This window comes from Lysobacter sp. H21R4 (genome assembly GCF_015277535.1).
GTDB classification, from domain to species: Bacteria; Pseudomonadota; Gammaproteobacteria; order Xanthomonadales; family Xanthomonadaceae; genus Novilysobacter; species Novilysobacter ciconiae.
The window spans coordinates 337,044-363,612 of sequence record NZ_CP063772.1 but is presented as its reverse complement, the minus strand read 5'-3'; the positions used below and the strand labels follow the sequence as shown (position 1 = coordinate 363,612).

General features: G+C 68.5%; 30 protein-coding genes. 11 read left to right on the top strand and 19 right to left on the bottom strand.

Features of this window, described 5'->3' with window-relative positions; translation table 11 throughout:
- Positions 1 to 996, bottom strand: coding sequence for a biotin--[acetyl-CoA-carboxylase] ligase (locus tag INQ40_RS01575; RefSeq protein WP_228482080.1), 996 nt, complete (start codon positions 994 to 996; stop codon positions 1 to 3).
- 265 nt (positions 997 to 1,261) lie between these two features.
- On the opposite strand from INQ40_RS01575, the gene INQ40_RS01570 reads away from it, so the two are divergent.
- Both INQ40_RS01570 and INQ40_RS01565 read left to right on the top strand, forming a co-directional pair.
- Positions 1,262 to 1,486, top strand: a complete 225-nt coding sequence (locus INQ40_RS01570) for a hypothetical protein (RefSeq protein ID WP_194341250.1) — start codon at positions 1,262 to 1,264, stop codon at positions 1,484 to 1,486.
- Positions 1,487 to 1,597: 111 nt separating this feature from the next.
- Positions 1,598 to 2,311 (top strand): M90 family metallopeptidase, encoded by a 714-nt coding sequence (locus tag INQ40_RS01565; RefSeq protein WP_194341248.1) that lies wholly within the window; start codon positions 1,598 to 1,600, stop codon positions 2,309 to 2,311.
- A 6-nt stretch (positions 2,312 to 2,317) separates the two neighbouring features.
- Here the strand turns inward: INQ40_RS01565 and INQ40_RS01560 are convergent, their stop codons facing one another.
- The 6 genes from INQ40_RS01560 to INQ40_RS01535 all read right to left on the bottom strand — a co-directional run bounded on the left by INQ40_RS01560 (position 2,318) and on the right by INQ40_RS01535 (position 7,548).
- Positions 2,318 to 3,715, bottom strand: a complete 1,398-nt coding sequence (locus INQ40_RS01560) for an ATP-binding protein (RefSeq protein ID WP_194341246.1) — start codon at positions 3,713 to 3,715, stop codon at positions 2,318 to 2,320.
- Positions 3,716 to 3,739: 24 nt separating this feature from the next.
- Positions 3,740 to 4,423: a response regulator transcription factor gene (locus tag INQ40_RS01555; RefSeq protein ID WP_043959170.1), complete on the bottom strand. Its 684-nt coding sequence runs from the start codon at positions 4,421 to 4,423 to the stop codon at positions 3,740 to 3,742.
- A 69-nt stretch (positions 4,424 to 4,492) separates the two neighbouring features.
- On the bottom strand, positions 4,493 to 4,891 hold the full coding sequence (locus tag INQ40_RS01550) for a hypothetical protein (RefSeq protein WP_228076661.1): 399 nt from the start codon (positions 4,889 to 4,891) through the stop codon (positions 4,493 to 4,495).
- 148 nt (positions 4,892 to 5,039) lie between these two features.
- Entirely contained in the window at positions 5,040 to 5,963 is a 924-nt protein-coding gene (locus INQ40_RS01545) for an arginine deiminase-related protein (RefSeq protein WP_194341244.1), read from the bottom strand.
- Positions 5,960 to 7,036 (bottom strand): tRNA dihydrouridine(20/20a) synthase DusA, encoded by a 1,077-nt coding sequence (gene dusA, locus INQ40_RS01540; protein WP_194341242.1) that lies wholly within the window; start codon positions 7,034 to 7,036, stop codon positions 5,960 to 5,962. The genes INQ40_RS01545 and dusA overlap by 4 nt, the downstream gene beginning before the upstream one ends.
- 131 nt (positions 7,037 to 7,167) lie before the next feature.
- Positions 7,168 to 7,548 (bottom strand): YetF domain-containing protein, encoded by a 381-nt coding sequence (locus INQ40_RS01535; RefSeq protein WP_194341240.1) that lies wholly within the window; start codon positions 7,546 to 7,548, stop codon positions 7,168 to 7,170.
- 164 nt (positions 7,549 to 7,712) lie between these two features.
- On the opposite strand from INQ40_RS01535, the gene INQ40_RS01530 reads away from it, so the two are divergent.
- Positions 7,713 to 8,120, top strand: coding sequence for an MgtC/SapB family protein (locus INQ40_RS01530; RefSeq protein WP_228482079.1), 408 nt, complete (start codon positions 7,713 to 7,715; stop codon positions 8,118 to 8,120).
- A 78-nt stretch (positions 8,121 to 8,198) separates the two neighbouring features.
- Here the strand turns inward: INQ40_RS01530 and INQ40_RS01525 are convergent, their stop codons facing one another.
- A complete protein-coding gene (locus INQ40_RS01525) occupies positions 8,199 to 8,906 on the bottom strand; it encodes a pseudouridine synthase (protein WP_194341236.1) in 708 nt (235 codons plus the stop codon).
- Positions 8,903 to 9,988 carry a methyltransferase gene (locus INQ40_RS01520; protein WP_228482161.1) on the bottom strand — a complete coding sequence of 362 codons (1,086 nt, stop codon included), beginning with the start codon at positions 9,986 to 9,988 and terminating at the stop codon, positions 8,903 to 8,905. The genes INQ40_RS01525 and INQ40_RS01520 overlap by 4 nt, the downstream gene beginning before the upstream one ends.
- A 180-nt stretch (positions 9,989 to 10,168) precedes the next feature.
- Here INQ40_RS01520 and INQ40_RS01515 point away from each other — a divergent pair, with 180 nt between their 5' ends.
- Positions 10,169 to 10,423, top strand: a complete 255-nt coding sequence (locus tag INQ40_RS01515) for a hypothetical protein (RefSeq protein WP_194341232.1) — start codon at positions 10,169 to 10,171, stop codon at positions 10,421 to 10,423.
- 21 nt (positions 10,424 to 10,444) lie between these two features.
- Here the strand turns inward: INQ40_RS01515 and INQ40_RS01510 are convergent, their stop codons facing one another.
- The gene (locus INQ40_RS01510) at positions 10,445 to 13,015 is read right to left on the bottom strand and encodes an FtsX-like permease family protein (RefSeq protein WP_194341230.1); all 2,571 of its coding nucleotides are present in this window, start codon (positions 13,013 to 13,015) and stop codon (positions 10,445 to 10,447) included.
- Positions 13,012 to 13,782 (bottom strand): ABC transporter ATP-binding protein, encoded by a 771-nt coding sequence (locus INQ40_RS01505; RefSeq protein ID WP_194341228.1) that lies wholly within the window; start codon positions 13,780 to 13,782, stop codon positions 13,012 to 13,014. The genes INQ40_RS01510 and INQ40_RS01505 overlap by 4 nt, the downstream gene beginning before the upstream one ends.
- A gap of 99 nt (positions 13,783 to 13,881) precedes the next feature.
- On the opposite strand from INQ40_RS01505, the gene INQ40_RS01500 reads away from it, so the two are divergent.
- The 3 genes from INQ40_RS01500 to INQ40_RS01490 all read left to right on the top strand — a co-directional run bounded on the left by INQ40_RS01500 (position 13,882) and on the right by INQ40_RS01490 (position 15,906).
- A complete protein-coding gene (locus INQ40_RS01500; RefSeq protein WP_305059249.1) occupies positions 13,882 to 14,550 on the top strand; it encodes an arylesterase in 669 nt (222 codons plus the stop codon).
- A gap of 126 nt (positions 14,551 to 14,676) precedes the next feature.
- Positions 14,677 to 15,216 carry a sigma-70 family RNA polymerase sigma factor gene (locus INQ40_RS01495; protein ID WP_228482078.1) on the top strand — a complete coding sequence of 180 codons (540 nt, stop codon included), beginning with the start codon at positions 14,677 to 14,679 and terminating at the stop codon, positions 15,214 to 15,216.
- Between the two features lie 33 nt (positions 15,217 to 15,249).
- Complete coding sequence (locus INQ40_RS01490) at positions 15,250 to 15,906, top strand: serine/threonine protein kinase (protein ID WP_194341227.1); 657 nt, start codon at positions 15,250 to 15,252, stop codon at positions 15,904 to 15,906.
- A 56-nt stretch (positions 15,907 to 15,962) separates the two neighbouring features.
- On the opposite strand, the gene INQ40_RS13165 is transcribed toward INQ40_RS01490, so the two are convergent.
- Positions 15,963 to 16,721 (bottom strand): M23 family metallopeptidase, encoded by a 759-nt coding sequence (locus INQ40_RS13165; protein ID WP_194341225.1) that lies wholly within the window; start codon positions 16,719 to 16,721, stop codon positions 15,963 to 15,965.
- A gap of 201 nt (positions 16,722 to 16,922) precedes the next feature.
- Complete coding sequence (locus tag INQ40_RS01480) at positions 16,923 to 17,987, bottom strand: Ku protein (protein WP_194341223.1); 1,065 nt, start codon at positions 17,985 to 17,987, stop codon at positions 16,923 to 16,925.
- A 167-nt stretch (positions 17,988 to 18,154) separates the two neighbouring features.
- Here INQ40_RS01480 and INQ40_RS01475 point away from each other — a divergent pair, with 167 nt between their 5' ends.
- Positions 18,155 to 18,481, top strand: coding sequence for a DUF3247 family protein (locus tag INQ40_RS01475; RefSeq protein ID WP_194341216.1), 327 nt, complete (start codon positions 18,155 to 18,157; stop codon positions 18,479 to 18,481).
- 125 nt (positions 18,482 to 18,606) lie between these two features.
- Here the strand turns inward: INQ40_RS01475 and INQ40_RS01470 are convergent, their stop codons facing one another.
- A complete protein-coding gene (locus INQ40_RS01470; RefSeq protein ID WP_043958777.1) occupies positions 18,607 to 18,816 on the bottom strand; it encodes a cold-shock protein in 210 nt (69 codons plus the stop codon).
- Between the two features lie 345 nt (positions 18,817 to 19,161).
- Here INQ40_RS01470 and INQ40_RS01465 point away from each other — a divergent pair, with 345 nt between their 5' ends.
- Together INQ40_RS01465 and INQ40_RS01460 are read left to right on the top strand one after the other, a co-directional pair.
- Complete coding sequence (locus INQ40_RS01465; RefSeq protein ID WP_194341214.1) at positions 19,162 to 19,428, top strand: DUF3297 family protein; 267 nt, start codon at positions 19,162 to 19,164, stop codon at positions 19,426 to 19,428.
- A 45-nt stretch (positions 19,429 to 19,473) separates the two neighbouring features.
- Positions 19,474 to 21,069, top strand: a complete 1,596-nt coding sequence (locus INQ40_RS01460) for an MFS transporter (protein WP_228482077.1) — start codon at positions 19,474 to 19,476, stop codon at positions 21,067 to 21,069.
- Between the two features lie 27 nt (positions 21,070 to 21,096).
- On the opposite strand, the gene INQ40_RS01455 is transcribed toward INQ40_RS01460, so the two are convergent.
- From INQ40_RS01455 to INQ40_RS01440, 5 genes are all read right to left on the bottom strand, one after another.
- A complete protein-coding gene (locus tag INQ40_RS01455; protein WP_228482076.1) occupies positions 21,097 to 21,921 on the bottom strand; it encodes a ZIP family metal transporter in 825 nt (274 codons plus the stop codon).
- A complete protein-coding gene (locus tag INQ40_RS01450) occupies positions 21,885 to 22,646 on the bottom strand; it encodes an ABC transporter permease (protein WP_194341210.1) in 762 nt (253 codons plus the stop codon). The genes INQ40_RS01455 and INQ40_RS01450 overlap by 37 nt, the downstream gene beginning before the upstream one ends.
- Positions 22,643 to 23,593, bottom strand: a complete 951-nt coding sequence (locus INQ40_RS01445; RefSeq protein ID WP_194341208.1) for an ABC transporter ATP-binding protein — start codon at positions 23,591 to 23,593, stop codon at positions 22,643 to 22,645. The genes INQ40_RS01450 and INQ40_RS01445 overlap by 4 nt, the downstream gene beginning before the upstream one ends.
- Positions 23,594 to 23,710: 117 nt before the next feature.
- On the bottom strand, positions 23,711 to 23,842 hold the full coding sequence (locus INQ40_RS12990) for a putative transporter small subunit (protein WP_228482075.1): 132 nt from the start codon (positions 23,840 to 23,842) through the stop codon (positions 23,711 to 23,713).
- A gap of 11 nt (positions 23,843 to 23,853) precedes the next feature.
- Positions 23,854 to 25,533, bottom strand: a complete 1,680-nt coding sequence (locus INQ40_RS01440) for a sodium:solute symporter family protein (RefSeq protein ID WP_228482074.1) — start codon at positions 25,531 to 25,533, stop codon at positions 23,854 to 23,856.
- A 316-nt stretch (positions 25,534 to 25,849) separates the two neighbouring features.
- Between INQ40_RS01440 and INQ40_RS01435 the strand changes: the two genes are divergently transcribed.
- Positions 25,850 to 26,569, top strand: coding sequence for a glycosyltransferase (locus INQ40_RS01435; protein ID WP_194034851.1), 720 nt, complete (start codon positions 25,850 to 25,852; stop codon positions 26,567 to 26,569).

Genomic DNA, 26,569 nt, shown 5'->3' with positions numbered 1-26,569 from the left:
TCACGTCATGCCACCGATGCGGCGCACGCTGACCTCGCCGGCGTGGAAGTGGCGCTCGGACCCCTGCTCCGTCCTTACCCGCAGGGATCCGTCAGATGCCAGGCCGACGGCGATCCCGTCGACGCAGCCGGCCTCGCTGGTGATGCGCACGGGCTGGCCGGCGATCGCATCAACGGCGGCATAGCGCGCCAGCAGCGGGGTCAGCCCCGACCTTTCGAAGCTGTCCAGCGCGGGCACCCAATGGGTGATGATCGCCGCCGCGATGGCGCTCCGTGAGGGGGGCGGCACCCGCAGCCCGACGAGGTCGCACCAGGGCTGCTCGATCCGGTCGCCGAAGCAATTCGGCATCCGCACGTTCACCCCGACGCCGATCACCGCCCGCGCCGGTCCGTCCTGATGGCCGCCGCCATCCACCAGCAGCCCGCCCAGCTTGCGCAGGCCGCCGTCCGCCGCCGGCACCACCAGGTCGTTGGGCCATTTCAGCCGCACCCTGTCGTAACCCAGCCCGTGCAGCGCCTCGACGGTGGCCACCCCGGCCGCCAGGCTGAGCCCGCCCAGCCGCGCCCACCCAGCGTCAAAGGTGCGAGCCAGCGACAGATACACGTGGGCGCCCAGCGGCGAGCTCCAGTCCTTGCCGCGGCGCCCGCGACCGCCGCTTTGCCCCTCGGCGAGCAGCACGCTGGCGGCACCGTTCGCGGCGGCGGGACGTCGCTGCAGCTCGCTGTTGGTGGAATCGAGCACCCACGCCAGCTCCAGCGACGCCGTCCGCGCCCGCACCCGCGCCGGCAGACGCGCCAGGATGGCATCGCTGTCGAGCAGCTCGAACAGTTCGGTCAGCGCGTATCCGCCGTCGCACTGCTCGCCGACCGGCACGCCCGCCTCGCGCAGGGCGTGGATGTGCCTGCGCATTTCTTCGACGTCACCGCCCGAAGCGTCGGGGGCGACCGGGCCGCGGAGCAGGCGGACCAGCAACGCCCGGACCTCATCGGCACCCACGTCCGGGGTCCCGGGTTGGATGTCAGCATGGCGCGTGTCTGCAGGAGGGGTCGGGGCAACCATGGCAGCGATTATGCGCGACTGGGCTGCCGGGCTGCCGCGACCGGACGCCCGCGGTCCGGCCAGGACGGAGCATGATCCGCCCATAGGGGGTTGTGGCAGCGCCGTCAAGCCAATTCGCGTTATAGTCATTGACTGGCCGGGACCTGCCCGACCCACCGAGGTGCCCATGCTCCGAGTCCCCTTTATCGTGTTGATTGCCTTGATGAGCTCTGCGGCGATGGCCGGCGAAGGCAGCATGGGCGTGCCCGATGGCGCGGATTGCCCGCCCGGACACAGCGCGGAGCCGGAGGCCACCGCCAGCTCTGCGAGTGACCGTACGGCGCCCGCACGCGAGAGCAAGCTGACCCCGGACCTCCACGGCGACCTCCCGGTCAGCCGCTCCCAGTCGACCCGCTGGCACAGTTTCCTGCCCGGCATGTTCCGCTGATCAGCGGACGCTTCGCGCCGCGCCGCTGAGTTCCGCGCGCGCGCTTTTTTCCTGTCGCGTGCGACTGCCTTGATCGATCGTTTGTTCCGCCGGTGGCGCCCGCCCGCGCCGATGGATGGCCGCCTCTGGACGGAGGTCCGCGCCGCGCTTCCCTGGGTGGCCGCGCTGGATCATGAGCGCGAACTGCGCCTGCGCGATCTGGCCTCGCGCTTCCTGCACGACAAGACGATCACCCCGGTGGCCGGGCTGGCGCTGGACCCGTCCCAGCGCGCGACACTGGCTGCACTGTGCTGCCTTCCGCTGCTCGAATTCGGCGAGCAGGGCCTGCACGGCTGGTCGCAGCTGATCGTCTATCCCGAGGCGTTCCGGGTCGAGCGCAGCCACGTCGACGCGGCCGGCGTGCTGCACGAAGGGAACGACGAGTTGATCGGCGAAGCCTGGGAGGCCGGCCCGGTGATCTTGTCCTGGGCGGACGTGATGGCCGATTGCGCCGATCCGCACGCCGGGTTCTGCGTGGCGGCGCACGAGATCGCCCACAAGCTGGACGCGCTGGATGGCGTGCTCGACGGCACCCCGCCCCTGCCGCGCGAGTGGCAGCGCGAGTGGGCGCGTGATTTCCAGAGTGCCTACGACGCGCTTGTAGCCGATCTGGAGGCCGGGTGCGACAGCCCGATCGATCCCTACGCCGCCGAGGCACCGGAGGAATTCTTCGCGGTCGCCACCGAGTACCACTTCAGCGATCCACACACCCTGCTGGACGCCATGCCCCAAGTGGCCGCGCACCTGGTCCGCCTGTACGGACCCGCGCCGTTCGCGGCCCGCTGAGCGCGCTCAGATCCGCGGCGGCAGACGCACCTCGAACCTGGCGCCCCCGAGCTCCTCGGAGCTGCCCACATCGAGCGTGCCGCGGTAGCCTCGGATGATGTCCTGCACGATCGCCAGTCCGATGCCGTGGCCCTGCACGCGCTCATCCCCGCGCACGCCGCGTTGCAGGACCAGCGCAACCTTCTCCGGCGCGATGCCCGGTCCATCGTCATCCACCGTGATCAGCAGGCCGGGCCTGCGGTTGGGCGCGACCTCGCCGGGCTTGACCGTCAACAGCACGCGTGAGCGTGCCCACTTGAACGCGTTCTCCAGCAGGTTGCCGAGCAGTTCCTGCAGATCGCCGACCTCGCCATGGAACTGCACGCCGGGCGCCAGATCGAATTCGCACAGCGCGCCCTTGGCGGCGTAGACCTTCTCCAGGCTTTGCACCAGCGCCTCGGCGTGCGGCTCCACGTCGACCGGCGCGGAGAACAGCGCATGCCCGCCCGACGCCGCGCGTGCCAACTGGTAGGACACCAGGTCGCTCATGCGCTGCAGCTGGGTGGCGACATCCTCGCGCAGCTCGGTCTCGGGCGCGTCGTCCTCCAGGCGCGTGCGCAGCACGGCCAGCGGCGTCTTCAGGCTGTGCGCCAGATCGGCCAGCGTGTTGCGCTGTTGCTCCAGGTTCTCGCGCTCGCTCTCGATGAACGCGTTGATGCTCTCGGCCAGCGGCTCCAGTTCGCGCGGATGGCGCTCGCTCATGCGCGAGGTGACGCCGCGCTGGACCTGCTTGAGCTCCTCGATCACGCGCCGCAGCGGATGCAGGCTCCAGCGCAGGATCAGGCCCTGCAGCAGCAGCAGCACCAGCCCCGCACCGCCCAGGTAGCGCCACAACGCACGGCGGAAGACCTCCACCTGGCGGCTCAGCGCGGCGGTGTCCTCCAGGATGTAGATCGTGTACGGAAATTCGGCGTCGGGATCATCGCCGCTGGCGTAGATCAGGCCGCGGCCGTAGCGGTACGCCTGGCCGGGCTCGCCGCTGATCTCGGTGATCTCCAGCGGGCCCTCGAAAATCTCCGAGCGGGCTTCCAGCAGGCGCCCTTCGGGGAGGAGCGGGCCGACCGAGGAGGACGAGTTCCACTCCAGTCCCTTGGGCAGCACGACCTCGGCGTACAGGCCGCTGCCGGGCCGGTCGAAACGCGGATCGGGTGGCATGTAGGGCGGGATGAAGGTGCCGTCGCGGGCGAAATCGCTGTCGGCATAGGCCAGCGCGTAGCTGCGCATGCGCTGGTAGAGATTGCTCTCGGCGGTGTCCAGGAACGCGCGGTCCAGGGCGACGCCGGCCAGCGCCAGGAACGCCACCAGACCGAGACTCGCCGCCAGCAGTTGGCGCGCCTGCAGGGAGCTGGGCTGGGCCCGGCTCATGCGTGCAACGTGCCCGGGGCGGAACTACTCGCCGCTGCGCGGCAGGGCAAAGCGGTAACCACGGCCACGCACCGTCTCGATCGGTTTCAAAGTGCCTTCGGGATCAAGCTTCTTGCGCAGGCGGCCGATGAAAACCTCCAGCACATTGGAGTCGCGGTCGAAGTCCTGCTGGTAGATGTGCTCGGTGAGATCGGCCTTGGAGACCAGTTCACCGGCGTGCATCATCAGGTATTCCAGCACCTTGTACTCGTAGCTGGTGAGGTCGACGTTGGCGTCGTCCACGCTGACGGTCTGCGCGGCCAGGTCCAGGGTGACCGGACCGCATTCCAGGGTCGGCTTGCTCCAGCCGGCGGCGCGGCGGACCAGCGCGTTGATCCGGGCCAGCAATTCCTCGACGTGGAAGGGCTTGACCAGGTAGTCGTCGGCGCCGTGCTTCAGGCCTTCGACCTTGTCCTGCCAGCTGGAACGCGCGGTCAGGATCAGGATGGGAAATTTCTTGCCCTCGTCGCGCAGGGCCTGGATCAATTCCATGCCCGACATCTTGGGCAGGCCCAGATCGATGATGCCGAGATCAAACGGGACTTCGCGGCCCATGTACAGGCCTTCCTCGCCATCCTGGGCGGCGTCCACGGCATACCCTTCACGCTTGAGGCGGGCCGCGAGGGTCTCGCGCAACGGCGCTTCGTCTTCCACCAGCAGGATTCGCATGGATACTCCTTGGGACTTGTGTGTCGACGGTCCACCTGAACAGGCGGATCAGGCAACCAAGATGATGCCTCAGTTGTCGGCGCGGCGTGTAGACAGGGGCCGCTGCGATGCAGGCGTCGGCGTTCCACGGGGCGACGGCGCGTTCCCGCCGCGGGTCGGATCGTCGACATAGACCCTTACCCGGCCGCTGGAATCCACGATCTTGATGCGGCTGACATCGCGTCCGTCGTAGGGCACGCGCTCGGCGCTGAGGACCTGTCCGCCCGTGCTGCGCTCGACCCGGCGCACCGCGTCCGACAGCGCGCGGTGGCTGTCGTTGCCGCGGCCGCGCCCCTCGTCCCGGTCGACCCGATCGCGATCCGGCTCGCGTGCCTTGTCCCGGGTCTGCGCCACGGCACTGCCCGCCACCGAGGCGGTGGCCGCGAGAAGCATCAGGCAAAGGGCAGCGAGGACGGAAGAGCTGGGCATGTTCAACGGACGGAGCACGTCGGCTTCGGAGCGGGAGCTGCGGTATTTCAGCGATTCATTCTCGACACGAGGCAGTGAATCCGGTCTGAACTTTTTTTTTACATCCACGGGCCATTCAGACTGGGCCCGAGGGGCGCGCGACGTCAACTCAGAACACTTCTCCGATGCAGCAGCGCAGCGAGCCGCCGCCGGCCTCGATGGCGTCCAGCTCCACCGTCGCAACGGTAAAACCGGCAGCGACGAACGCGTCTCGCGTCTCCGGTTGCAGCGAACGGCCGGCGTGCGCGCTCATCCAGACGCGGTCCTCGGACAGGGCGATGCAGTTGCCGGCGAAGGCCGCGTGCTCGCCCGGCGCGAGCCGGATCGCGTGCTGGCCGTACAGCGCGTCGAAGGCGTCCAGTACCGAAGGGTCGGCAAACCCACGCGGGCAGATCACCGCCGCGCGCCCGGCCAGCACCGCCAGCACGACGTTGGTGTGGTACTCGCCCGGCGCGAGGTCGAACATCAGCGTGGCTCGCAGGCCGAAGGCCTCGTGCATCAGCCGCGCACCCTCCTCATCGCAGCGCTCCGACAGGCCGGCGAATCCCAGCCCGCGGGCGCGATCGATCACCAGCGCCCCGGTCAACTCGCAGGCGTGCGGCTGATCCGAGAGGTCGACGGGTGCGTAGCCCAGCACGTCACCGAAGAAGCTGCGGATGTCGGCGCGCCCCGCTTCCCGCTGTCGCACCGGATGGCGCATGCGGCCGATCACGTAGCGAGCCTGCCCGTCCACCCGCGCGGTGCCGAAGACGTTGTTGGGGAACAGCGCGTCCGGGGTTTCCGGATCGCCGGCGAAACACACCGTCGGCACCACCTGGGAAATCGCGCGCTGCAGGTCGCGGTGCTGGGCCGAGGCGCGCGCGGCATCGAATCCGTCGGCCTGCGCCATGTAGCGGTTGTCGGCGGCGGACTGCTCGGCCAGCCGGAAGCCGTCGGGGGCGACCATGAAGGCCGCGCGCGCGGTCAGCGGGCCAAAGTCCGGCGCGGTGGCGCTGGCGGCTTGGAGGAAGCTGGCTGTGTCTCGCGTGATCATCGGTATCCCGTGGCGGAAGAAGGAATGGAGGCCGCGGCATCGTAGGCAAAGGACTCGGTAACCGCCAACGCGCGTTCGACCAGCGACCAGTCGGCGCCGGGTTTGTGCGCGCCCTCGCTGAGCACCTGGCGGAACGCGCGTCCGCCGTGCTGGCCGGCGAACAGTCCCAGCACGTGGCGGACGATGTGCTTGAGGTACACGCCGCGCGCCAGTTGCGCCTGCACATACGGTCGGTAGGCACGCAACAACTCAGCGCGCGAGCGCAGCTCACCGCCAAACCACGCCACGTCGAGCCGGTGCAGCAGGTAGGGGTCGTGGTAGGCGCCCCGACCGAGCATCGCGCCGTCGACACGATCCAGGTGCGTGGTGGCCTCATCGGCGTCGTTTATCCCGCCGTTGACGATCACCTGCAGCTCCGGCCGCTCGGACTTGAGCCGGTATGCCCAGTCGTAGCGCAGCGGCGGCACCTCGCGGTTCTCCTTGGGCGACAGGCCCTTGAGCCAGGCGTTGCGCGCGTGCACGACGAACATCGTGCAACCCGCCTCGGCGACCTCGTCGATGAAGGCGCGGAAGCGGCCGTAATCGTGGTCGTCGTCGACGCCGAGGCGGCATTTGACGGTTACCGGGATGTCGCAGCTGCCGATCATCGCCTTGACCGAGGCGGCGACCAGCGCCGGCTCGCGCATCAGGCAGGCGCCGAAGCGGCCGGCCTGGACCCGATCGGACGGGCAGCCGCAGTTGAGGTTGATCTCGTCGAAGCCGGTATCGGCGCCGATGCGCGCCGCCTGCGCCAGCAACTCCGGCTCGCTTCCGCCCAGTTGCAGCGCGACCGGGTGCTCGAGCGGATCCATCGCCAGCAAGCGCGCGCGGTCGCCATGGATCACCGCATTGGCGTGGACCATCTCCGAGTACAGGCGTGCGTTGGGCGCGAGCAGTCGATGGAACACGCGGCAGTGCGAGTCGGTCCAGTCCATCATCGGGGCGACGGACAGGCGGACGGATGCCTCGTAGCGGGAATGCCCGGACGCGATGGCTGGATGACTCGCGCTGTCGCGGTTTTCGGGGGAGCTCATGAGCGGCATTTTCGACCATTTCTGCGCGCCTCACACGCGTGGGCCTGAATGCGCCGTGCCCTGCGCGATCGCGGGTGGGTCATCGGCAACGCTTCATCCACGCGAACGGCGAACTTGCGCTGGTGAAAAGCTCAGGCAGCCGGCGTGTCCCGGCCGATCACGCTCAGCGTTCCGTCCGGCTCCAGGATCACCGATCGGACTTCCTGCAATTGCTGGAAGCCGTGGTTGCGAAGCGCCTGCATCACCTCGTCGGGGGCAATCCGCTCGGCCCGCAGCGCCGAGGCGAGCACCACGACCAGTGCGGTGACACCTTCCAGCAGCGACACCGATTTGCTCAGCAGGATCGTGGCCAGGATCGACCCCAGGGCGATGGTCACGACAAAGTCGAAGGCGTTGATCTTGCTGAGGGTGCGTTTGCCGTATCCGCGCAGCAGGACCACCAGCGCCAGATAGGCGCAGCTGCCGACAACAACCACGCGGAGCAGATCAGACCAGTCAGCCGATAGATTCATCACGATTCCTGCCGGGGCACGGACGACAACGTTAGGGCGCTGGCCGGATCGACCGCGTGAGAATCGCCATCACTACGTCGTGATCACTGCTGCCAAACCACGATGCAACCTCTGCTGTCGGACTTCAACGCATGCAACTTGGGTGGCATGAATTCCAGCCCTACGTGGCACTGGTGGCATCGCTGGTACTGGCCTTTCCGGTGGCCTGGAACCGGGAACGGCACAGCGACCTGGTCGGGGTGCGGACCTTCCCGCTGGTCGCGGTGGGCGCATGCGCCTACATGTTGCTCGGGCTCTACTTCATCGACGGCGCCGGACCGGAGGCAAAGGCGCGGCTGCTGCAAGGGCTCATGACCGGAATCGGCTTTGTCGGCGGCGGAGCGATCCTCAAACACGACGACACGGTGTCCGGGACGGCATCGGCGGCCAGCATCTGGATCGTCGGCGCGATCGGCGCGGCTGCTGCCATGAGTGCCTGGGGGTTCGCCATCACGTTGGCGGTGATCAACTGGCTGGTGTTCCGGGTCTTCATGCGGCTGAAGGTCCGCTCCGATCGCAGCCTGGACAAATAAGCGTCAGCTGCGGATGGCGCGCGCATGGCGCCAGGTCTCCAGCGGTCCTGGCACGGACGTTCGACACGGAGCGCGAACTCAGTCCACGGCACCGAACAGGCGGTCGAGATCAACGCCATCCAACAGCAGCCACTCACCTTCGGGGAGTCCGTCCAGAGCGAGACCGCCAACCTGGCTGCGGTGCAGCGCGTCGACGTGGTTGCCGACCGCGGCGAACATCCGCCGGACCTGGTGGTACCGGCCTTCCGTCAGCGTCAGCCGGGCGCGTCGTGGGCCATCGACAGTCAACAGCGCCGGGGCGAGCGGGGTTTTTTCCGACTCCAGCATCAAGGTGCCACTGGCGAACACCGCCGCCTCGTCGCCGCGCAGGTCCTGGCCCAGGGTCGCCTCGTAGACCTTCGCCAACCCGGTTTTGGGCGAGGTGATCCGGTGCAGCAACTGGCCGTCATCGGTCATCAGCAGCAGCCCGCTGGTCTCGCGATCCAGCCGCCCGACCGGTGACAGCAGCGGCGAGCGCAGGCGGAAACGGGGCGGCAACAGGTCGTAGATCACCCGGCCCGGATCCCTGGTCGAGCAGGTGTAGCCGGTCGGCTTGTGCAGCATCAGGGCCATGCCGGCGGCTGGATCGAGCGGCTCGTCGTCGATGCGGATCGCGGCGTGGGGAACCTTGTCGTCTGCGTACAGCACCTCGCCGTCGGCGTCGGTGATACGACCCTCGCGGAACATCAGCGCAACCTGTTTGCGGCTGCCATACCCCAGGTTGGCGATCAGCTTGACCAGCTTCAAAGCGAGCGACCCCCGGGCCTCGTGCGCACGAACGGCCGTTCCGCCGGCGCCGGGCGGGACGCCGCTGCCTTGACCGCCTCGATAATCTTGAAGCCGTCGTGCTGGACCACCGTGCGCACGCTGCCGAAACTGTCGGTCAGAACGGCCTCGTAGGGCAGGTGGCGGTTGGCGACCATCCACAGCCGGCCACCGGGCTTGAGCGCTTCGGCGGCCACGGCGATGAACCGGCGACCGATGTCCGGGCGGTAGCTGCTGCCCTGGGTGTGGAACGGCGGATTGCTGATGATCACGTCGTACTGCTTCGGCAGGCCAGCGGTGACGTCGTGCCAGTGGTAGTCGAGCCTGGCGGTGGTGTCGACCGCGCCCAGATTGGTTCGCGCCAGCGCCAGCGCCCGTGCCTCGGCTTCGTAGAGATCCAGCGCGGTGATCGACGGGCAGCGCGCCAGCAACTCGGCCGACAGGTAGCCAAAACCCGCGCCAAGATCGGCGGCCACGCCGGCGAGGTCTGTGGGGAGCTGCGCCGCCAACAGGGCCGAGGCCGGGTCGATGCGGTCCCAGGCGAACACGCCGGGACGGCTGATGAACCGCCCGCCGGCGACAGGCCGCGGCGCATCCAGCTGCAGCCACTGCGCCTGCAGCGCGGCGTCCAGCGACGCCGCACTGTCATCGCCGTGCAGCGGCGCGGTCCAGAACACGCGGCACTTGTTCTTGGTCAGGTCGCCGACCGCACCGGCAAGCTTGCGCAGGTCGTCCTGCGCGGAGCGGGCGCCCTCTTTGTTGCTCACGCAGGCGACCACGCGGCCACCCGGCGCCACCCGCTCCACCGCGCGGGCATACAGCGCGCGCGATTCCTCGCGCTGACGCGGCGGCAGGACCAGCACCAGCGGATAACGGGCCGTATCGTCGGGCGCGACCAGTGCCAGGCCCGCCCGCACCAGGGCATCGGCATCGGGCTTGAAGCTCTGTTCGCACACCAGGCCGGGCAAGGGGCGCTGGTGTAGCGGCCAGCCGTCGCGCGCGCGCAGGAACAGCGCCCCGCCCTCCTCCGGCCAGGCCAGCAGGCCGCGTTCAAAGGGCAGCATCAGGGTTTCCAGCGCGGGGTCGTCAGTGGCCAACGGTGTGCATCGGTAGGGAGATGCGCTCAGTTTAGCGTGGCAGTTGCTGCGCGCCGGGTCGTTCATGCCCTGACAACGCGGGTTTCATCGCGAGCCAACGTCGAGCGCGACAGTCTGGCCCCACCCCCGCAGCGGAGACGAACCACCATGCGAGCACTCTTCATCGGCGGCACCATCGACAACAGCGAAGTCGACCTCGACGGGCAGCCGCCCGCCCAGTACCCGGAAAACGCCGGGGGCGATACCCAGCGCTACCGGCTTTTCGAGACGGGCCGCCGTGACGGCGAGGTGGCCTACGCCGTGTATGCGGCGATGGAGATGACCGACGCGGAGGTGGAGCGCGTGACCGCCGAGCGCGAATACGCCAGGCGGTTTTCCGCCGACGAGACCGTCAGGCAATGACGGGCTCCATGACGGGCTGACTCAGCCCTGCAGCTCGCGCAGCGTCTGCGAGGGCGGTGCGTCCAGCACCTTGCGGGTGGCGAACATGCCGGCGACCAACGCGGCGAGCATGCCCAGCACCGCGCCGGCAAGCGCCATCGACCAGTTGGGCTGCCAGGGAAGATCGAACACGCGCACCGCCACCACGCCCGCCAGCACGGACGCGGCGACTGCGGCGACCACCCCGGACAACAGGCCGACGACGGCGAATTCCGAGGCCTGCGCCAGCCGCAGCTGACGCCGGCTGCCGCCCAGCACGCGCATCACCCCGCCTTCCAGCAGGCGCTCGTCCTGGCTCGCGCTGACCGCCGCCAGCAACACCAGCACCCCGGTGGCCAGCGAAAACCAGAACACCACCTCGACCACCACCGACACCTGGTCGGCGGTCTCCCGGACCTGCGAGAGCACCGCGTCGATGTCGATCACGGTCAGATTGGTGAATCGGCCGACGAGTTGCGCGGTGAAGCGGGTCTGCTCCGGCGGAACGCTGACCGCGGTGATGTGGCTGGCCGGGAAGCCGTCCAGCGAACCCGGGGAAGCGACGACGAAGAAGTTCGGCCGGAAGCTGGTCCAGTCGACCCCGCGCAGGCTGGTGATCGTGGCGGTGAACGGCTGGCCGGCGATATCGAACGACGCGGTATCGCCCAGCTTCCACTGCAGCGATTTCGCGTAGCCCGCCTCGACCGAGATCTCCGGCGTCGACGGCACGCCGGCCCAGAAGCGGCCGGCAACGACGCGGTTGTCGTCGTCCAGCGTCGCGGCCATGGACAGGTTGAACTCGCGCTCGGTGCGGCGCCGGTCGGGACCGTCGCTCGGTTCGGCCGTCGCATCGTCAGTGTCAGCGCCGGTCGACCGGACCACCGGCGCGCCGTTGTGGGCCACCAGGCGGGCACGGATCATCGGGTACAACGTGGGAGCGGCGATGCCCTGGTCGGCGATGAACTTCGCCACCGGATCGATCTGGTCGTCCTGGACGTTGATGATGAACCGGTTGGGCGCGTCGGCGGCGAGCTGGAGCTGCCAGCGGTCCAGCAGGTCGGTGCGCACGAACGTCAACAGCAGCAGCGCCATCAGGCCCAGGCCGAGCGATGCGATCTGGGCGATGCTGGTTGCCGGTCGGCGGCTGACGTTGGTCAGCCCGTAGCGCAGGCTGCCGCGCAGGCGCGGGCGCAGGCGACGCAGCAACACGATCATCCCCCAGCCCAGCGCGCCGAGTACCGCCGCGGTGGCGACCAGTCCGCCGAGCATGGCGATCCCCAGCGTGGCCGAGCCCGCCTTCCACCACAACAGCGCGGCCAGGCCGGCCAAGCCGGCGGCGGCCACCAGCCACGCACTGGGCTCGGTCGGGTCCAGATCGCGGCGCAGCACGCGCAGTGCGGGTACACGGCGCAGCGCCAGCACCGGCGGCGCACCAAACGCCATCAGCACGACCAGTCCAACCGCAAAACCGTGCAGTGCCGGCGTCCAGCCCGCGGGCGGGATGGTCATGCCCAGCACCGGGGCCAGCCACAGGCCGATGCCCCATTGCAGCGCGAACGCCAGGGCGACGCCGACCGTGCTGGCCATCAGTCCCAGCATCAACAACTCGCCGATGTGGATGCCTGCCAGGGTCGCCTGGCTGGCGCCCAGGCACCGCATCACCGCCGTGCCCGAGAGATGACGCTGGCTGTGCTGCCGCGCCGCCATCGCGACGGCCACCGCCGCCATCACCACCGAGACCAGCGCGGCAAGGCCGAGGAAGCGTCCGGCGCGGTCCAGCGCCGCGCGGATCTCCGGACGTGCATCGCCCGCCGTTTCCAGCCGTTGGCCGCGGGCGAGCTCCGGCTTGACCGTGTTGACGAACCGGTCCACCGCCCCGGCCTGCCCGGCCACGACCAGCCGGTAACCGATCCGGCTGCCTTCCTGCACCAGGCCGGTCGCCGGCAGGTCCGCCAGGTTGATGAACACCTTCGGCGCGATGTTGAAATAGTCCAGGGCGGCGTCCGGCTCGGAAGCGACCAACGCGGCGAGGGTGAAGCGGGACTCGCCGACCACGATCGTGTCGCCGACGCCCGCATCCAGCGTGCTGGCACCGGCGCGGCTCAGCCAGGCGGTGCCGGGCGCGGGGATGGCGGCAGCATCACGCTCCACGCCGTCCGCACCGACGATGCGGAACACGCCCCGCAGCGGGAACCCGTTGCCCAGCGCGCGCAGGTCACCCAGCTGCAGGCGGGCATCGGCGCCACCGTCGACGCTGATCATGGTGTTGAGTTCGACCGTCGTGGTCTGTTTCAGATCGAGCGCGGCTGCCGTGTCGACGATGCCCGAAGCGATCGGCGAATCGCCGCGCACCACCGCATCGCCGCCGAGCAGGCGATTGGCTTCGATGGCCAGCGCGCGCTCGGCGCGATCGGTGACGAAACCGACCGCCGTCACTGCCAGCACGGCCAGCACCAGCGCGGCCAGCAGGATGCGGATGTCTCCAGCCTTGAGGTCGCGTCGCAGCTGGCGCCATGCCAGCGTGGTGACCTTCAGAGCGCCGCTGCGCGGCCGCGCAGTCCGGGCGGCGCTCATGCCGCCTGCGGCCCGGTCGCGACCAGTCGTCCACCGTCCAGGCGCAGGCGCCGGCCGCAGCGGTCGGCCAGATGGTCGTCATGGGTCACCAGCACCAGCGTCGTGCCGGCCTGCGCGTTGAGCTCGAACAGCAACTCGATGATCGCCTGACCGGTGCGGCTGTCGAGGTTGCCGGTCGGCTCGTCGGCGAACAACAGCGACGGCCGGGTCACGAACGCGCGCGCCAGGGCGACGCGTTGCTGCTCACCGCCCGACAACTGGCGCGGGTAGTGGCCCAGGCGCTCGCCGAGGCCAACCTGCTCCAGGATCGCGCGCGCCGGACCCTCCGCGTCGCGGTCCCCGCGCAGTTCCAGCGGCAACATCACGTTCTCCAGCGCGGTCAGCGAGGGCAGCAACTGGAAGTTCTGGAACACGAAGCCGACCTTCTCCCCGCGCACCCGCGCCCGGCCGTCCTCGTCCAGCGTGGACAGCGCCTCGCCGTCGAGCTCGACATCGCCGCTGCTGGGCGTGTCCAGGCCGGCCATCAGCGACAGCAGGGTGCTCTTGCCCGAGCCGGAGGCGCCGACGATCGCAATGGTGTCGCCGGCGTCGATCGTGAACGTGATGCCATCCAGGATGGTCAGCTCGCCGGTCGGCAGGGGCACGTGCTTGCCCAGCCCGCGCACGCTCAGCGCCGCTGCACGGGCTCCGGCATCACCGCGATCAACAGCGGTAGCGGGAGCGATTGGCGTCGCGGTTTCATCGGCGGGCAGGGGGAGATCGGCCATGATGGCTCCTGGGTCACGGCCGCGCGGTTGCGGTTGGGCGACGGTTGATCGGATGGGAGAGCGATGGTGACAGTACGCAGAACCGCGGCAGCGGTTTCCATGACGCCACGATATGAGGCTGGTGGCCGGCGCATTCAATCCGGCGCTGCCTGGGCGATGCTGCTGTTGATGTTCGCCGTTGTATTGGGCGCGTTCGCGCCAGCGGTTGCCGCGCCTGCAAGCAGGACCGTGCTGGTGGTGGGCGACTCGCTGTCCGCCGGCTATGGGATGGCCGCCGAGCAGGGCTGGGTCGCGCTGACGGCGGAGCGGATCGCCAGGCAGAAGCCGCAGTGGCGGGTGGTGAACGCCAGCATCAGCGGCGAGACCACGGCGGGAGGGCGCTCGAGGATCATCGGCGCACTGGCGCGCGAACGCCCCGAAGTTGTGGTGATCGCCCTGGGTGCCAACGACGGCCTGCGCGGCCTGCCCACGGCGCGCAGCGCGGACAATCTCGCCTTCATGATCGGCGCGGCCCACGGCGCGGGTGCCAAGGTGCTGCTGATCGGCATGCAGATGCCGCCCAACCTGGGCGCGAGCTATATCCGCGCGTTCGAGCAGAACTACCGCACGTTGGCGGATCGATTCAACGTCGCCCTGCTGCCGTTCCTGCTGCAGCCGATCGCCGCCGATCGCAACGCCTACCAGGACGACAACCTGCACCCCACCGCCGCCGTGCAGCCCCAGTTGCGCGACCACGTCTGGACGGCACTGGCGCCGCTGCTGGACTAGCCGGGCTCCGCCCCAGTTGGAAGACCGCGACCGTGCCGCGCGAGCTGGAACGGCGGCTGCAAGCAACCACTCGCGGTGCCCGTGTGATATCTCGCCTCACCGGGCGAATCACTTTCCATGGACACGATGAGCGCACCCTACGCGATGAAGTCAGGCACCGGTGGCCCGCACGCCCGGCAGGCCGCGTTCACCGCGAAGCTGGAACAGCACCGCGGCATCGTGCTCAAGATCGCCTACAGCTACTGCCGGGACACCGACGACCAGCGCGACCTGGTGCAGGACATCAGCCTGCAACTGTGGCGCGCGTTCCCGGAATTTGATCCCGAGCGGAGCCGGTTCTCGACATGGATGTACCGGATCGCGCTGAACGTCGCGATTTCGCAGTTGCGCAGCAGCAGCCGGCGTCGACGTCACCACCTGGATGTGGATGATCACGCCATCGCGGCGGTTCCCGATCAGGCTGCGGCCTCTCCCGAAGACACCCTGGCCTTGCATACCCTGCAAGCGCTGATCCGCCGACTCGACCCGCTCAACCGCGCGCTGATGCTGTTGTATCTGGACGATCGCAGCCATCGCGACATTGCCGAGATCCTCGGCATCACCCCGGGCAACGTAGCGACCAAGATCGGCCGCCTGAAACAGCGGATCCGCGAGCATATCGCGTAAATGGCGCACGCGCCCCACCCTCGGAGACACCTTATGGAACTCGATGACCTCAGGCAGGCATGGCACTCACTGGATGCCCGGCTGCAGCAGCAAAATACGCTGGGCACGCGCCTGCTCACGGAGCGAACGCTGGAGAAGGCGCGCAGGCACCTGCGTCCCCTGCAGTGGGGCCAGGTCGCGCAAATGCTGTTTGGACTGGCTTGTCTGGCGCTGGGAGTGACGGGCTGGAACGGCTACCCGCCGCAGCCCGGAATGCTTGTTGCCGGGATCGTCCTGCATGCCTATGGCGTGGCGGTGATGATCAGCGGCGGCATCACCCTGGGCCTGATCGGCCAGATCGACTACGCCGCGCCCGTACTGCATATCCAGAAACAGCTGGCCCGCCTGCGTCGCTTTCATGTGCTGAGCGGCGCGGTGGTCGGTCTGTCGTGGTGGGTGCTGTGGGTGCCGGTTGTGGTCCTGCTCGCCGGACTCGGAGGGCGGGCCCGCCCAGCGTGGTTCTACCCGTGGGAATACCTCAGCGTCGCCGCAGGCGTGGTTGGCCTGATCGGGACGATCTGGTTCCACAGATGGTCTCGGGGCCCGGAACGTGCGCGCCTTGCGCGCTGGATGGACAACAGCGCCACCGGTCACAGCCTGCGTCAAGCACAGGCGCGCATTGATGAGATTGCCAGTTTCGAAGGCCCCTGAGCCGGGTGGGCAATGCCGCATTTCGGCGCCGTACACGCCGCGCGAGCGGCCCTTCGCTACTGCGGCCGTTGGCCGGTCAACACCGGATACGGATTGATCGCGGTGCCCTTCCACCACAGCCGCTCCTCGTCCAGTTCGAAGATGCCGAAGTGCAGGTGCGGCGCGTCGTCGCTGGCATTGCCGGTGCTGCCCACATAACCGATCACGTCGCCCTGCTTCAGTGCCTGGCCTTCCTCGAGGTCGTCGGCGTAGCGGTCAAGGTGGGCGTAGTAGTAGGCGTAGCGACCGCTGGGCTCGAACTGGTAGATCGTCAGCCCGCCGCGATCGCTGTTGAACAGCTTCTCCACCGTCCCGTCGGCGACCGCCAGCACGGGCGTGCCGCGCGGCGCCATGATGTCGATCGCCTCGTGGACGCGGCCACTGCCACGCGCATCCTCGTAGGTATTGCTGAGCTGCCGCGCGCTCACGCCCCGGACCGGCACGATCAGCTTCAGTTTGGCCGCGTCAGCCAGCGCGACCGCACTGCCGGGCCGTGCCGGCTCGCCGCCGGTGCCGTCATGGCCCCGCTCCGCGTCGGGAGCGACTCCATCGGACGGGGCCCGACGCGGCGCGACGTCGACCAGGTCGGGCTTCAGTGCGGGGTCGTTGCGCTCATCCCCAGCCAGCGGTTCCACCGGGATCGGCTCGCGCCGGATCTCCGGCAGCGCGGCCACGGGTGGCTCCACTGGCGCGGGCGGCCGACGGCTCACCACGAAGTAGACGATGTTCGCGCCGACCAGTGCGCCGGCGAGGAACAGCAGTACGCCCCTCAGCATGGAGCTACCCGTCCGGCGCGCAGCCAAGGGTGGAGGAGCCCGCAACCGATCTGCAAGCTTGAATCAGGGGCGCGAGCGTCATCGTTGCGAGGCGATGTGGAACATGGCGCTGATGTCATGGGGTGGACCGGGCCTGGAGTCGGGCTGATCCTCCCCGATCCCGGCAATGCGCTGTGTGAACGCGGCGCAGGCGGCTGCCGCTCAGGCCACGTTGCGGCGCTTCGCGGGGCTCTTCTTGGCAGTTTCGGCAGACTTGTCCTTGGCGCTGCGGGCCGGGGCCTTGGCCGGTGCCTTTTTGGCGGCGGTCTTTCTGGTGGTCGCCTTCTTCGCCTTGGCGGCGACCGGCTTGTCCTCGTCGGCGTCCTTTTTCGCCGGCTTGCCAGCCGACTTCGACGACGCTTTTTTCCTGCCCGCTGACGACGCCTTTGCCGGCGCGTCGCCGGATGCCTTGTCCTGCGCCGGTGTGCGCTGCTTGCGCTCGATGCTCTTTTGCAGCAAGGACATGAAGTCCACCACGTTGGTCGCCGCGTGGTCGCCGACGGCCGGCTCCTCGTCGGCGTGCTCGACCACCTTGTGGTCCTTCACGCGCTTGGCGATCACGTCGTGCAGCCGCTGGCGGAATTCGTCGTGGTAGTCCTCCGGGTTCCAGTCGCCGGACATCGCCTCGATCAACTGCTCGGAAATCTGCTGCTCTTTGGCGGTGATGCGGTAATCGGCCGGCTTGCCCTCGGGGATGCGGTACTCCTCGATATCCACCAGCTCCTGCGGGAAGCGCATCATCAGCAGCAGCAGCGCCTGACCGTGCGGAATCACGGCGCACAGGCTCTCGCGGGTGCGGATGACCACCCGCGCAATGCCGATGCGACTGGTGGCGGTGAGCGCCTCGCGCAGGAGCACGTAGCCCTTCTCGGCCTTCTTCGCCGGCACCAGCACGTAGGGCTTCTCGAAGTAGCGCGGGTCGATCTGGCTGGCCTCGATGAAGGACTCGACCTCGATCGCGTCGTGGCTCTCCGGCGCGGCCGAACGGATGTCCTCCGGCTCCAGCACGACGTAGCTGCCCTTGTCGTACTCGAACGCCTTGACGATGTCCTTCCAGGCGACTTCCTCGCCGGTCGCGGCGTTGACGCGCTCGTAGCGGATCGGGGTCTGGTCGCGTGCATCGAGCATGCGCAGGGAGATGTCGGTGCGCCGCTCGCCGGCCATCAGGGAGACAGGGATGTTGAGCAGACCGAATGAGAGCGTGCCGGTCCAGATCGGGCGGGCCATGGGCAACTCCTGCCTGGCAGACGGGAGTGAAAGTATCGGCAGGCCGGAGTGATGCAGGCGTGCAGCACCGGTGCACGCGACCCGGCGGTTGGATGCGGCCGGGCCGCTTCACCGCGCATTGCCGCCCGCAGCGTTAGCGTCGAGGCCCGATCCAGACGGAGTCCGCCATGTCCCGCAACGCGCCGCGCATCCACACCGAGCCGTCCGCCATTGCCCGGCTGCAGGAACGCATCGACCTGCTTCCCGGCGGCGCCCACGTCAGCCTGCTGATGGATGACGGCGAGGAGATCGAGGGCATCGTCGTTGCCCGCCCGTCCGCGCAGCTGTTCTTCGGCCCCGACGGGAGCGAGGGCACCAACGCGACGGTGCGACTGGTGCAACCGGCGATGTACCAGCCCGAGAGCGTGGCCAATACCGACGTCTGGCTGGACCGCATCGTGCTGGTCCGCCGGCTGGATCCCGAGGCGCAACCCGCACCGGCGCCCGGCCACTGACTCCGGCGGTCAAAACCCCGGGGGGGAAACCCAAGGCAAAAACCGCAGGCAAAAAGAAACCCGGCCGAAGCCGGGTTTCCCTTTTATCGCGTGCGATCGCCGAGGCGACTGCAGTTGATCGGTGCTTAGACGGCTTCTACCGCGTCAGCCTGCAGGCCCTTCTGGCCCTGGGTGACGGTGAAGCTGACCTTCTGGCCTTCCTGCAGGGACTTGAAGCCCTGACCCTGGATCGCGCGGAAGTGAACGAACACGTCCTCGCCATTCTCACGGGAGATGAAGCCGAAGCCCTTGGCATCGTTGAACCACTTGACGGTACCGGTTTCGCGGTCTGACATTTTCTTGCTCCTTGGAACAGTGTTTTTGAAGTACCGCACGAATGCGGCGAGATGCTGGTTGCAAGGAGTAAGCGAGGTGCAACGATGTAGCGGATCTGGGATCTACAGCATCGGGCCACGATTCACGGTGACCCTGGCAAACAGCAAAGCGCACCGTACTGCCAGCGCGCCGGGATTGCAACAGGTTCGTACCCGGCCCCGACCCGCCGTTCAGAAGCGCCGCCGCGTTCGCGGCCCGTGCGGGCTGGCACAAGGCGACATGATGCCGTGCAGGCCTCGCGACCATTATCCTGTGCACCGGCGCCTGCTGTGCGCCACTCCATCTCCAGACCAACGAGCGCCGCCATGACCGACCCCAACACCCCACCCGATCGCCTCGCCACCGACCCGCGCAGCCGCTATCACGACGAGGCGATGTTCGAGCGCGGCATCGGCATCCGCTTCAACGGCGAGGAGAAGACCAACGTGGAGGAGTACTGCGTCAGCGAAGGCTGGGTGCGCCTGCCGGTGGGCAAGTCGCGTGACCGACGCGGCAACGCCATGACGATGAAGTTCAGCGGCACCGTGGAGCCCTACTTCCTGGACACCGCGACCGGCAGCGGGGACGAATAGGTCCCGGAACCGATCCGACGAGCCCTGCGGGTGAAGCCCGGCGCAATGTCCTTCCACCACCCGCTCGCTTTCTGGGCGGGTTGCACGTTGCTGGTTGCCGGCGTGCTCTCGCACCTGCCGATGTTCCTGATGGGCCGGCACACCGGCTGGCAGATGGTCGGCATGCCGATGGACGGCTGGATGCTGACCGGCATGGCGCTGATCCCGCTGGGCCTGGGTCTGGCCTTCCATGGCCTGATGCCGCGGCTGGGGCGCATGCGCCACCTGCTGCCCGCTGGCGAGGCGGTGCAGTTCCATCTCACCGATTCGGTCGCCCTCAACCGCGAACACTGGAAAGTCGTGGCGGTGCTGGTGGTCGCGCTGACGGTGGACGTGATGAAGCCGGCCACTACCGGCTTCGTGATCCCGGGCCTTACCGCCGAGTACGGCATCAGCACCCGATCAGCCGGCTGGCTCGCGCTCGTCGCGCTGATGGGCACGACGGTGGGCTCGCTGGTGTGGGGCCGGCTGGCCGATGCGTACGGCCGCCGCGCGGCCATCCTGCTGTCGGCGCTGATGTTCATGGGCACCGCCATCTGCGGGGCGATGCCGGCGTTTGGCTGGAACCTGGCGATGTGCTTCCTGATGGGCGCATCGGCCGGCGGCCTGTTGCCGATCACCTTCACCCTGATGGCGGAAATCATTCCGACCGCGCACCGCGGCTGGCTGCTGGTCGCGCTCGGCGGCATTGGCACGTCGGCCGGCTACCTGGCCGCGGCCGCGGCGGCCACCTGGCTGGAGCCGATGTTCAGCTGGCGCGCGCTATGGCTGCTGGGCCTGCCGACGGGCGCGCTGATCATCCTGCTCAACCGCTTCATCCCCGAATCGCCGCGCTTCCTCTCCGCGGTCGGCCTGCCGCAGCAGGCGCGTGCGGTGCTCGCGCAGTTTTCCGGCGCGGTGCCTGTGGCGAAGGGCGATGCTGCCGAAGCGCCTGTCGCCGCGGTCGAGGCGACCGGCCACCCGGCCGCCGCGGGGACGCTTCTGCGCGGCGCGCACGCCCGCATCGGCGCGGGGCTGGCGATGTGCGGGATCGGCTGGGGCCTGGTGACGTTCGGCTTCGTGCTGTGGCTGCCGGTCAACCTGGTCAGGCTCGGCGTGGACGCGGACGCCGCCAGCGCGCTGCTCGCCCAGTCGGCCCTGCTGGCCTTGCCGGGCATTGGCCCGGTGGTGTGGCTCTACCACCGCTGGAGCACGATCCGGTCGCTGGTGGCGTTCATCGCGCTGACCGCGCTGGCGCTGGCGGCGTTCGCGGTGATAGACCTGGGCGGGCTGCGCTCGGTCGCCGCGACCACGCTGGCCACGGCCGCGTTGCTGGTCAGCAGCGGCGGGGTGATTGCGATGCTGATTCCGTATGCCGCTGAGATCTACCCGGCCGCGGTGCGCGGCACCGGCGCGGGGATGATCGCGGCCAGCTCGAAGTTTGGCGGCATCCTGGGCGCCGGCCTGGGCGTGCTGGGGCTGTTCGAGCATGTCGCGCTGTCGGCGCTGGCGATCGCCCTGGCAATGGCGGTTTCCGGTCTTGTGCTGGCGCGCCACGGCGTCGAGACCCGCGGCCGGCGCCTGGAGGAGATCCAGCGCGCGCTGGCGGTTGCCGCCGCCTAGCCCTTGCCGTCCCGTCCGCCGCCGGGCTCAGCCCAGCGCGGTGTCCAGCAGCATCATCAGCACGAAGCCGACCATCAATCCCGAGGTCGCGTGCTGCTCGTGCCCCTGGCGGTGTGACTCGGGAATGATCTCGTGGCTGACTACGAACAGCATCGCCCCGGCGGCGAAGCCCAGGCCGACCGGTAGCAGCAGCGGCGCTGCGACCAGCACGCTCGCGCCCAGCACCGCGCCGACAGGTTCGATCAGCCCCGAGCCGGCGCCCACCAGCACGGCGCGCGTCCGGTCATAGCCGACCGCCATCAGCGCGATCGCCACCACCAGCCCCTCCGGCAGGTCCTGGATGGCGATCCCGGTGGTCAGCAGCACGCCGTGCGAGTGGCCGGACGCGAACGCGGCACCGATCGCCAGCCCTTCGGGCAGGTTGTGCAGGCAGATCGCGAACACGAACAGCCATGCGCGCTTCATCCGCGCCGGCGACGGGCCCTCCGGCCCCTTGATGAAGTGCTCGTGCGGCACCCAGCGCTCCATCAGCATGATCGCCAGCGCGCCGGCCAGGATCGCCGCACCGACCAGTAACCCGGAACGCCACGGTCCCAGGCCGCTTTCCCCCGCCGCTTGCAGTCCGGGCAGGACCAGCGAGAACGCGCTCGCGGCCAGCATCACGCCGGCGCCGAAGCCCAGCAGCGCGTCCTGGAATCGCTCGCCGATGCCGCGCGAGAACCAGGCCGGCAATGTCCCCAGTGCGGTCGCCGCTGCGGCGATCAGCCCGCCGCACAGGGCGCCCAGCACCGGGTTGGCTTGGATCGTCGCCAGGATCATGCCTTCAGCTTCCAGCCGGTGCGGAATATCCACCACACCGACAGCAGGCACAGCGCCAGGAACGTGCCGATCGCCGCCACGCTGATGCCGATATTGACGTCCGAGACGCCGTAGAAGCTCCAGCGGAAGCCGCTGATCAGGTACACCACCGGGTTGAACAGGGTGATCTTCTGCCACACCGGCGGCAGCATGTTGATCGAGTAGAACGCCCCGCCCAGGAAGGTCAGCGGCGTGATCACCATCAGCGGGATCACCTGCAGCTTCTGGAAGTCATCGGCCCACAGCCCGATGATGAAACCGAACAGGCTGAAGCTCACCGCCGTCAGCAGCAGGAAGCACAGCATCCACACCGGATGCGCGATCTCGTAGGGCACGAAGACCCGCGCGGTGGCCAGGATCAGGAAGCCGACGATGACCGACTTGGTGGTCGCCGCGCCCACGTAGCCGATCACCACCTCCACCGCGGACACAGGTGCCGACAGCAGCTCGTAGATCGTGCCCGACCATTTGGGCATGTAGATGCCAAAGGACGCGTTGGAGATGCTCTCGTTGAGCAGCGACAGCATGATCAGCCCGGGAATGATGAAGGCCCCGTAGCCCACCCCGTCGATGTCGCCCATGCGCGAGCCGATCGCCGCGCCGAAGACCACGAAGTACAGCGAGGTCGACAGCACCGGCGAGATGATGCTCTCGGCGAGGGTACGGAAGGTGCGCGCCATCTCGAAGCGGTAGATCGCGCGGATCGCGTGCAGGTTCATGGCCGCACCTCGCGCCGGCGGCCGCTGTCGGAATGGACCAGGCTGACGAAGATGTCCTCCAGCGAGCTCTGGCTGGAGTGCAGGTCCTTGAAGTCGATCCCCAACGCGTTGAGTTGCCGCAGCAGCGGCGCGATGCCGGTCGCCTCGCCCTGTGCGTCGAAGGTGTAGATGAGCGCGGAGCCGTCTTCGGCCAACTCCAGCGGCAGGCCGGCCAGCGCCGCCGGCAGCGCGGCCAGCGGCTCCTGCAGCACGAGAGTGAGCTGCTTCTTGCCAAGCTTGCGCATCAGCACGTGCTTGTCCTCCACCAGCACCAGCTCGCCATGGTTGATGACGCCGATGCGGTCGGCCATCTGCTCGGCTTCCTCGATGTAGTGCGTGGTCAGGATGACGGTGACGCCCTGCTCGCGCAGGCCGCGGACCATCTCCCACATGTCGTGGCGCAGCTCGACGTCCACCCCGGCGGTAGGCTCGTCCAGGAACAGGATCGAGGGCTCGTGTGCGAGTGCCTTGGCGATCAGCACGCGGCGTTTCATGCCGCCCGACAGGGTCAGGATCTTGCTGTCGCGCTTGTCCCACAGCGACAGCTGGCGCAGGACCTTTTCCAGGTGCGCCGGGTCGGGCGGCCTGCCGAACAGGCCACGGCTGAAGCGCACCGTCGCCCACACGGTTTCAAACGCGTCCGTCGACAGCTCCTGCGGCACCAGCCCGATCTTGGCCCGCGCGGCGCGGTAGTCGCGCACGATGTCGTGGCCGTCGGCGATCACGCTGCCGGTGCTGGCATTGACGATGCCGCAGACGATGCTGATCAGGGTGGTCTTGCCGGCACCGTTGGGGCCGAGCAGGGCGAAGATTTCGCCGCGGCGGATCTCCAGGTCGATGCCCTTGAGCGCCTGGAAGCCCGACGCGTAGGTCTTGGTGACTTGCTGGATCGAGATGATCGGGGGCACGCGGGCTTCCGGGCGGTTGGCGACGAGGGTCGATCGTAGGACACGATCGTGAGCGTCGATCGTGAGCGTTGATCGTGAGCGTCGATCGTAACCAGCCGGCAGTGCCCGCGACGTGCGTCAGACCAGTTCGTCACCACTGCGCTTGGCCGCGCGGGTGTCGCGGTACAGCCCCACGCCCATCAGCACCATCATCACCAGCACGATCGCCGGCCATATCAGCACATACAACGTCATCAGCAGGTCACGCATGGCGTGTCTCCTCAGCGGTCGGATACGGACGCGGCCGCCACCGTGCCAGGCTCGTCGTCCTGGAAGGCGGTCACGCGCTTGGCGATCAGGTTGAAGTCGAAGGGCTTGTGGTTGCCGATGCTCAGCGCCGAGCAGACCAGCGTGCTGACGCCGTAGGCGTTGAGCGAGGCGAGCAGGACCGGGTAGTCACGCAGGAAACCGAGCATCGGCACCACCAGTCCAAGCGCGGCCACCACCCCGACCGTCAGCCCGGTGCGCTTGCCGAAGAAGCCGAACGCCATCAGCCCCAGCACGACGCCGGCGCCAAGCGCGGCAAAGACCTCCAGCAGGATCGCCAGCGCACCCTCGATCGGCAGCAGCTGGAAGCGCGCGACGATGAAGAACACCAGCGACACCGCGACGGCGACCGTGAACGCGCGGTTGGTCACCTTGTTCCAGTACACGCTGGCGATCACCGGGAACACGATCGAGCCCCACAGCGCGCCGACGAACACCAGCAGGTCGAGGATGTCGATGCGGAAGCTGGCGAAGATCAGCCCGGCGGTGGTTGCCACGATCATGGTGATGCGCCCGACCCAGAGCATCGTCGCCGGACGGACCTTGCCGCGGGCGAGGTTCTTGCCGTAGATGTCGGTCATCATGATCGAGGACAGCGCCGACAGGTCCGAGTCGGCCGTTGAGGACAGCGAGCCGATCACCATGATGAAGAAGATGCCGACCACGAACGGCGACAGGTAGGTCGAGGCCATCTGCGGGATCAGGTTGTTGTGGTCGCCGTCGGCCGGGCTCATGCCGATCATCAGCGCGAACACCCCGATCATGCCCAGCCCGATCACCGTCGCGCCGTAGCTGACCGTGGCGGCGAGGAAGGTCGGCTTGATCAGGTCCTCGCGCACCGCGAACAGGCGCTGGGCAATGGTCTGGTTGCCGATGGCGTAGGCCAGAACGGCGACGAAGTACGGCGCGCCCTGCTCCAGGAACGCCTGCTTGGAGAAGAACGTGGACTGCTCGGCGCTGATCCGCTCCCAGCCCTGGGTGAAGATCTCCGTGCCACCGGCGCTGAAGAACACCAGCGGGATGATCAAGGCCGCCGAGCCCATCATCGCCGCGACCTGGACCACGTCGGTCAGCAGCGAGGCGCGAAAGCCAGACCACAGGGTGTAGGAAAGGGTGCCGATGCCGGCGATCAGCACGCCGTGGACAAAATCCAGCGGCGAGAGCATCGCGACCAGCGCGCCGGCGGCGGTGAAGTTCGCCATCAGGCTGATCACGCTGCCGACGATGTTGGAACCGGCCAGGATCAGCTGGCTGGAGCGGCCGTGGCGCGCATGCATGATCTCCGCCAGCGTGTGCGCCTCGGGTGCCAGTGCGCGGAAGCGGCGTCCGAAGGGGTAGATGAACAGGATCATCAGCGCGCCCCACAGCCCGTAATGGATCGGCCCGGAGATACCGTACTTGTAGCCGGATGTCGCTGCGGCGTAGAACGAGGCCGCCCAGATCCAGGTCGCGGTCATGCTGGCGGCCGATACGCCGAAGCCGACCTGGCTGCTGGAGGTCATGTAGCCGTCGACGTTTTCCTTGCGTCGGCCGATGCGCGTGGAGATCAGGAAGGTCCCGCCGTAGAAGGCCAGCAGCAGCAGCAAGACAGTGGACGATTGCAGCTGGTTGAACTCGAACGCGGGAACAGCCAAGGACTTCTCCGATAAGTGACGACGGCGGATGCAAGGCGGAAGGACGGCAGGCCGCGTCGGATTGGTGCACCGGCGGTGCCACTACGACGCCACGCTGCGGGACCGCGACAGGGAAGCAACACCTGAACGGGCAACGCCGCAAAAACGGTCCGTTAGCGCCACGATGGGCGAAGATGCAGCGAGGACCGCGCAATTCCAATCCTCAACCTTAACAGAAACGCGTTCTGCAAGCCGTACGTGGCGCCGGCAGCCCCGCATGCCAGCGATGGAAGCGGCGTTCGCAAGCCCTCCCGCGGCCCCGTGCCACCATCGCCGGATGGCAGACGATCCGCACCTGAGCTTCATCGTGCCCGCGCACAACGAGCAGCGCCTGATCGCCGCGTGCCTGCAAGCGATCCACGCCAGCGCGCGCGAGTTGCGCGCCGACTACGAGGTCATCGTGGTCGATGACGCCTCCACCGACGACACCGCGGGCATCGCCTGCGAGCACGGCGCGCGCGTGGTGCAGGTGCACCACCGCCAGATCGCCGCGTCGCGCAACAGCGGCGGGCATGCCGCAAACGGCGACTGGCTGTTCTTCATCGACGCCGACACCCTGATCAATCCCGACTATCTGGCAGCGGCTCTGCGGGCGCTGCGCGGGGGTGCGTCCGGTGGCGGCGCCGGCGTGAAGCTGATCGGACCCACGCGGCTGCACGAGCGCATCGGCCAGTGGCTGATGATCCACGTGTTCCGCCTGGTGGGCGTGACACCAGGCTGCAGCCTGTTCTGCACGCGCGCCGCGTTCAAGGCGATCGGCGGTTTTGATGAGCGCTATTACGCCGGCGAGGACGTGGCGATGGGTCGCGCGCTGGCCCGGCACGGCCGGCTGGTGATCGTGCACGAGGTGGTGATGACCTCGGCGCGCAAGCTGCGCACCCATTCGCTGGGCTACCAGCTGCGTTTGCTGGGGCGTTTCCTGTGGCGGGGGCGGCGGATGTTGCACTCCAGGGACGAACTGGAGATGTGGTACGGCGACCGCCGCGACGAACCGTAA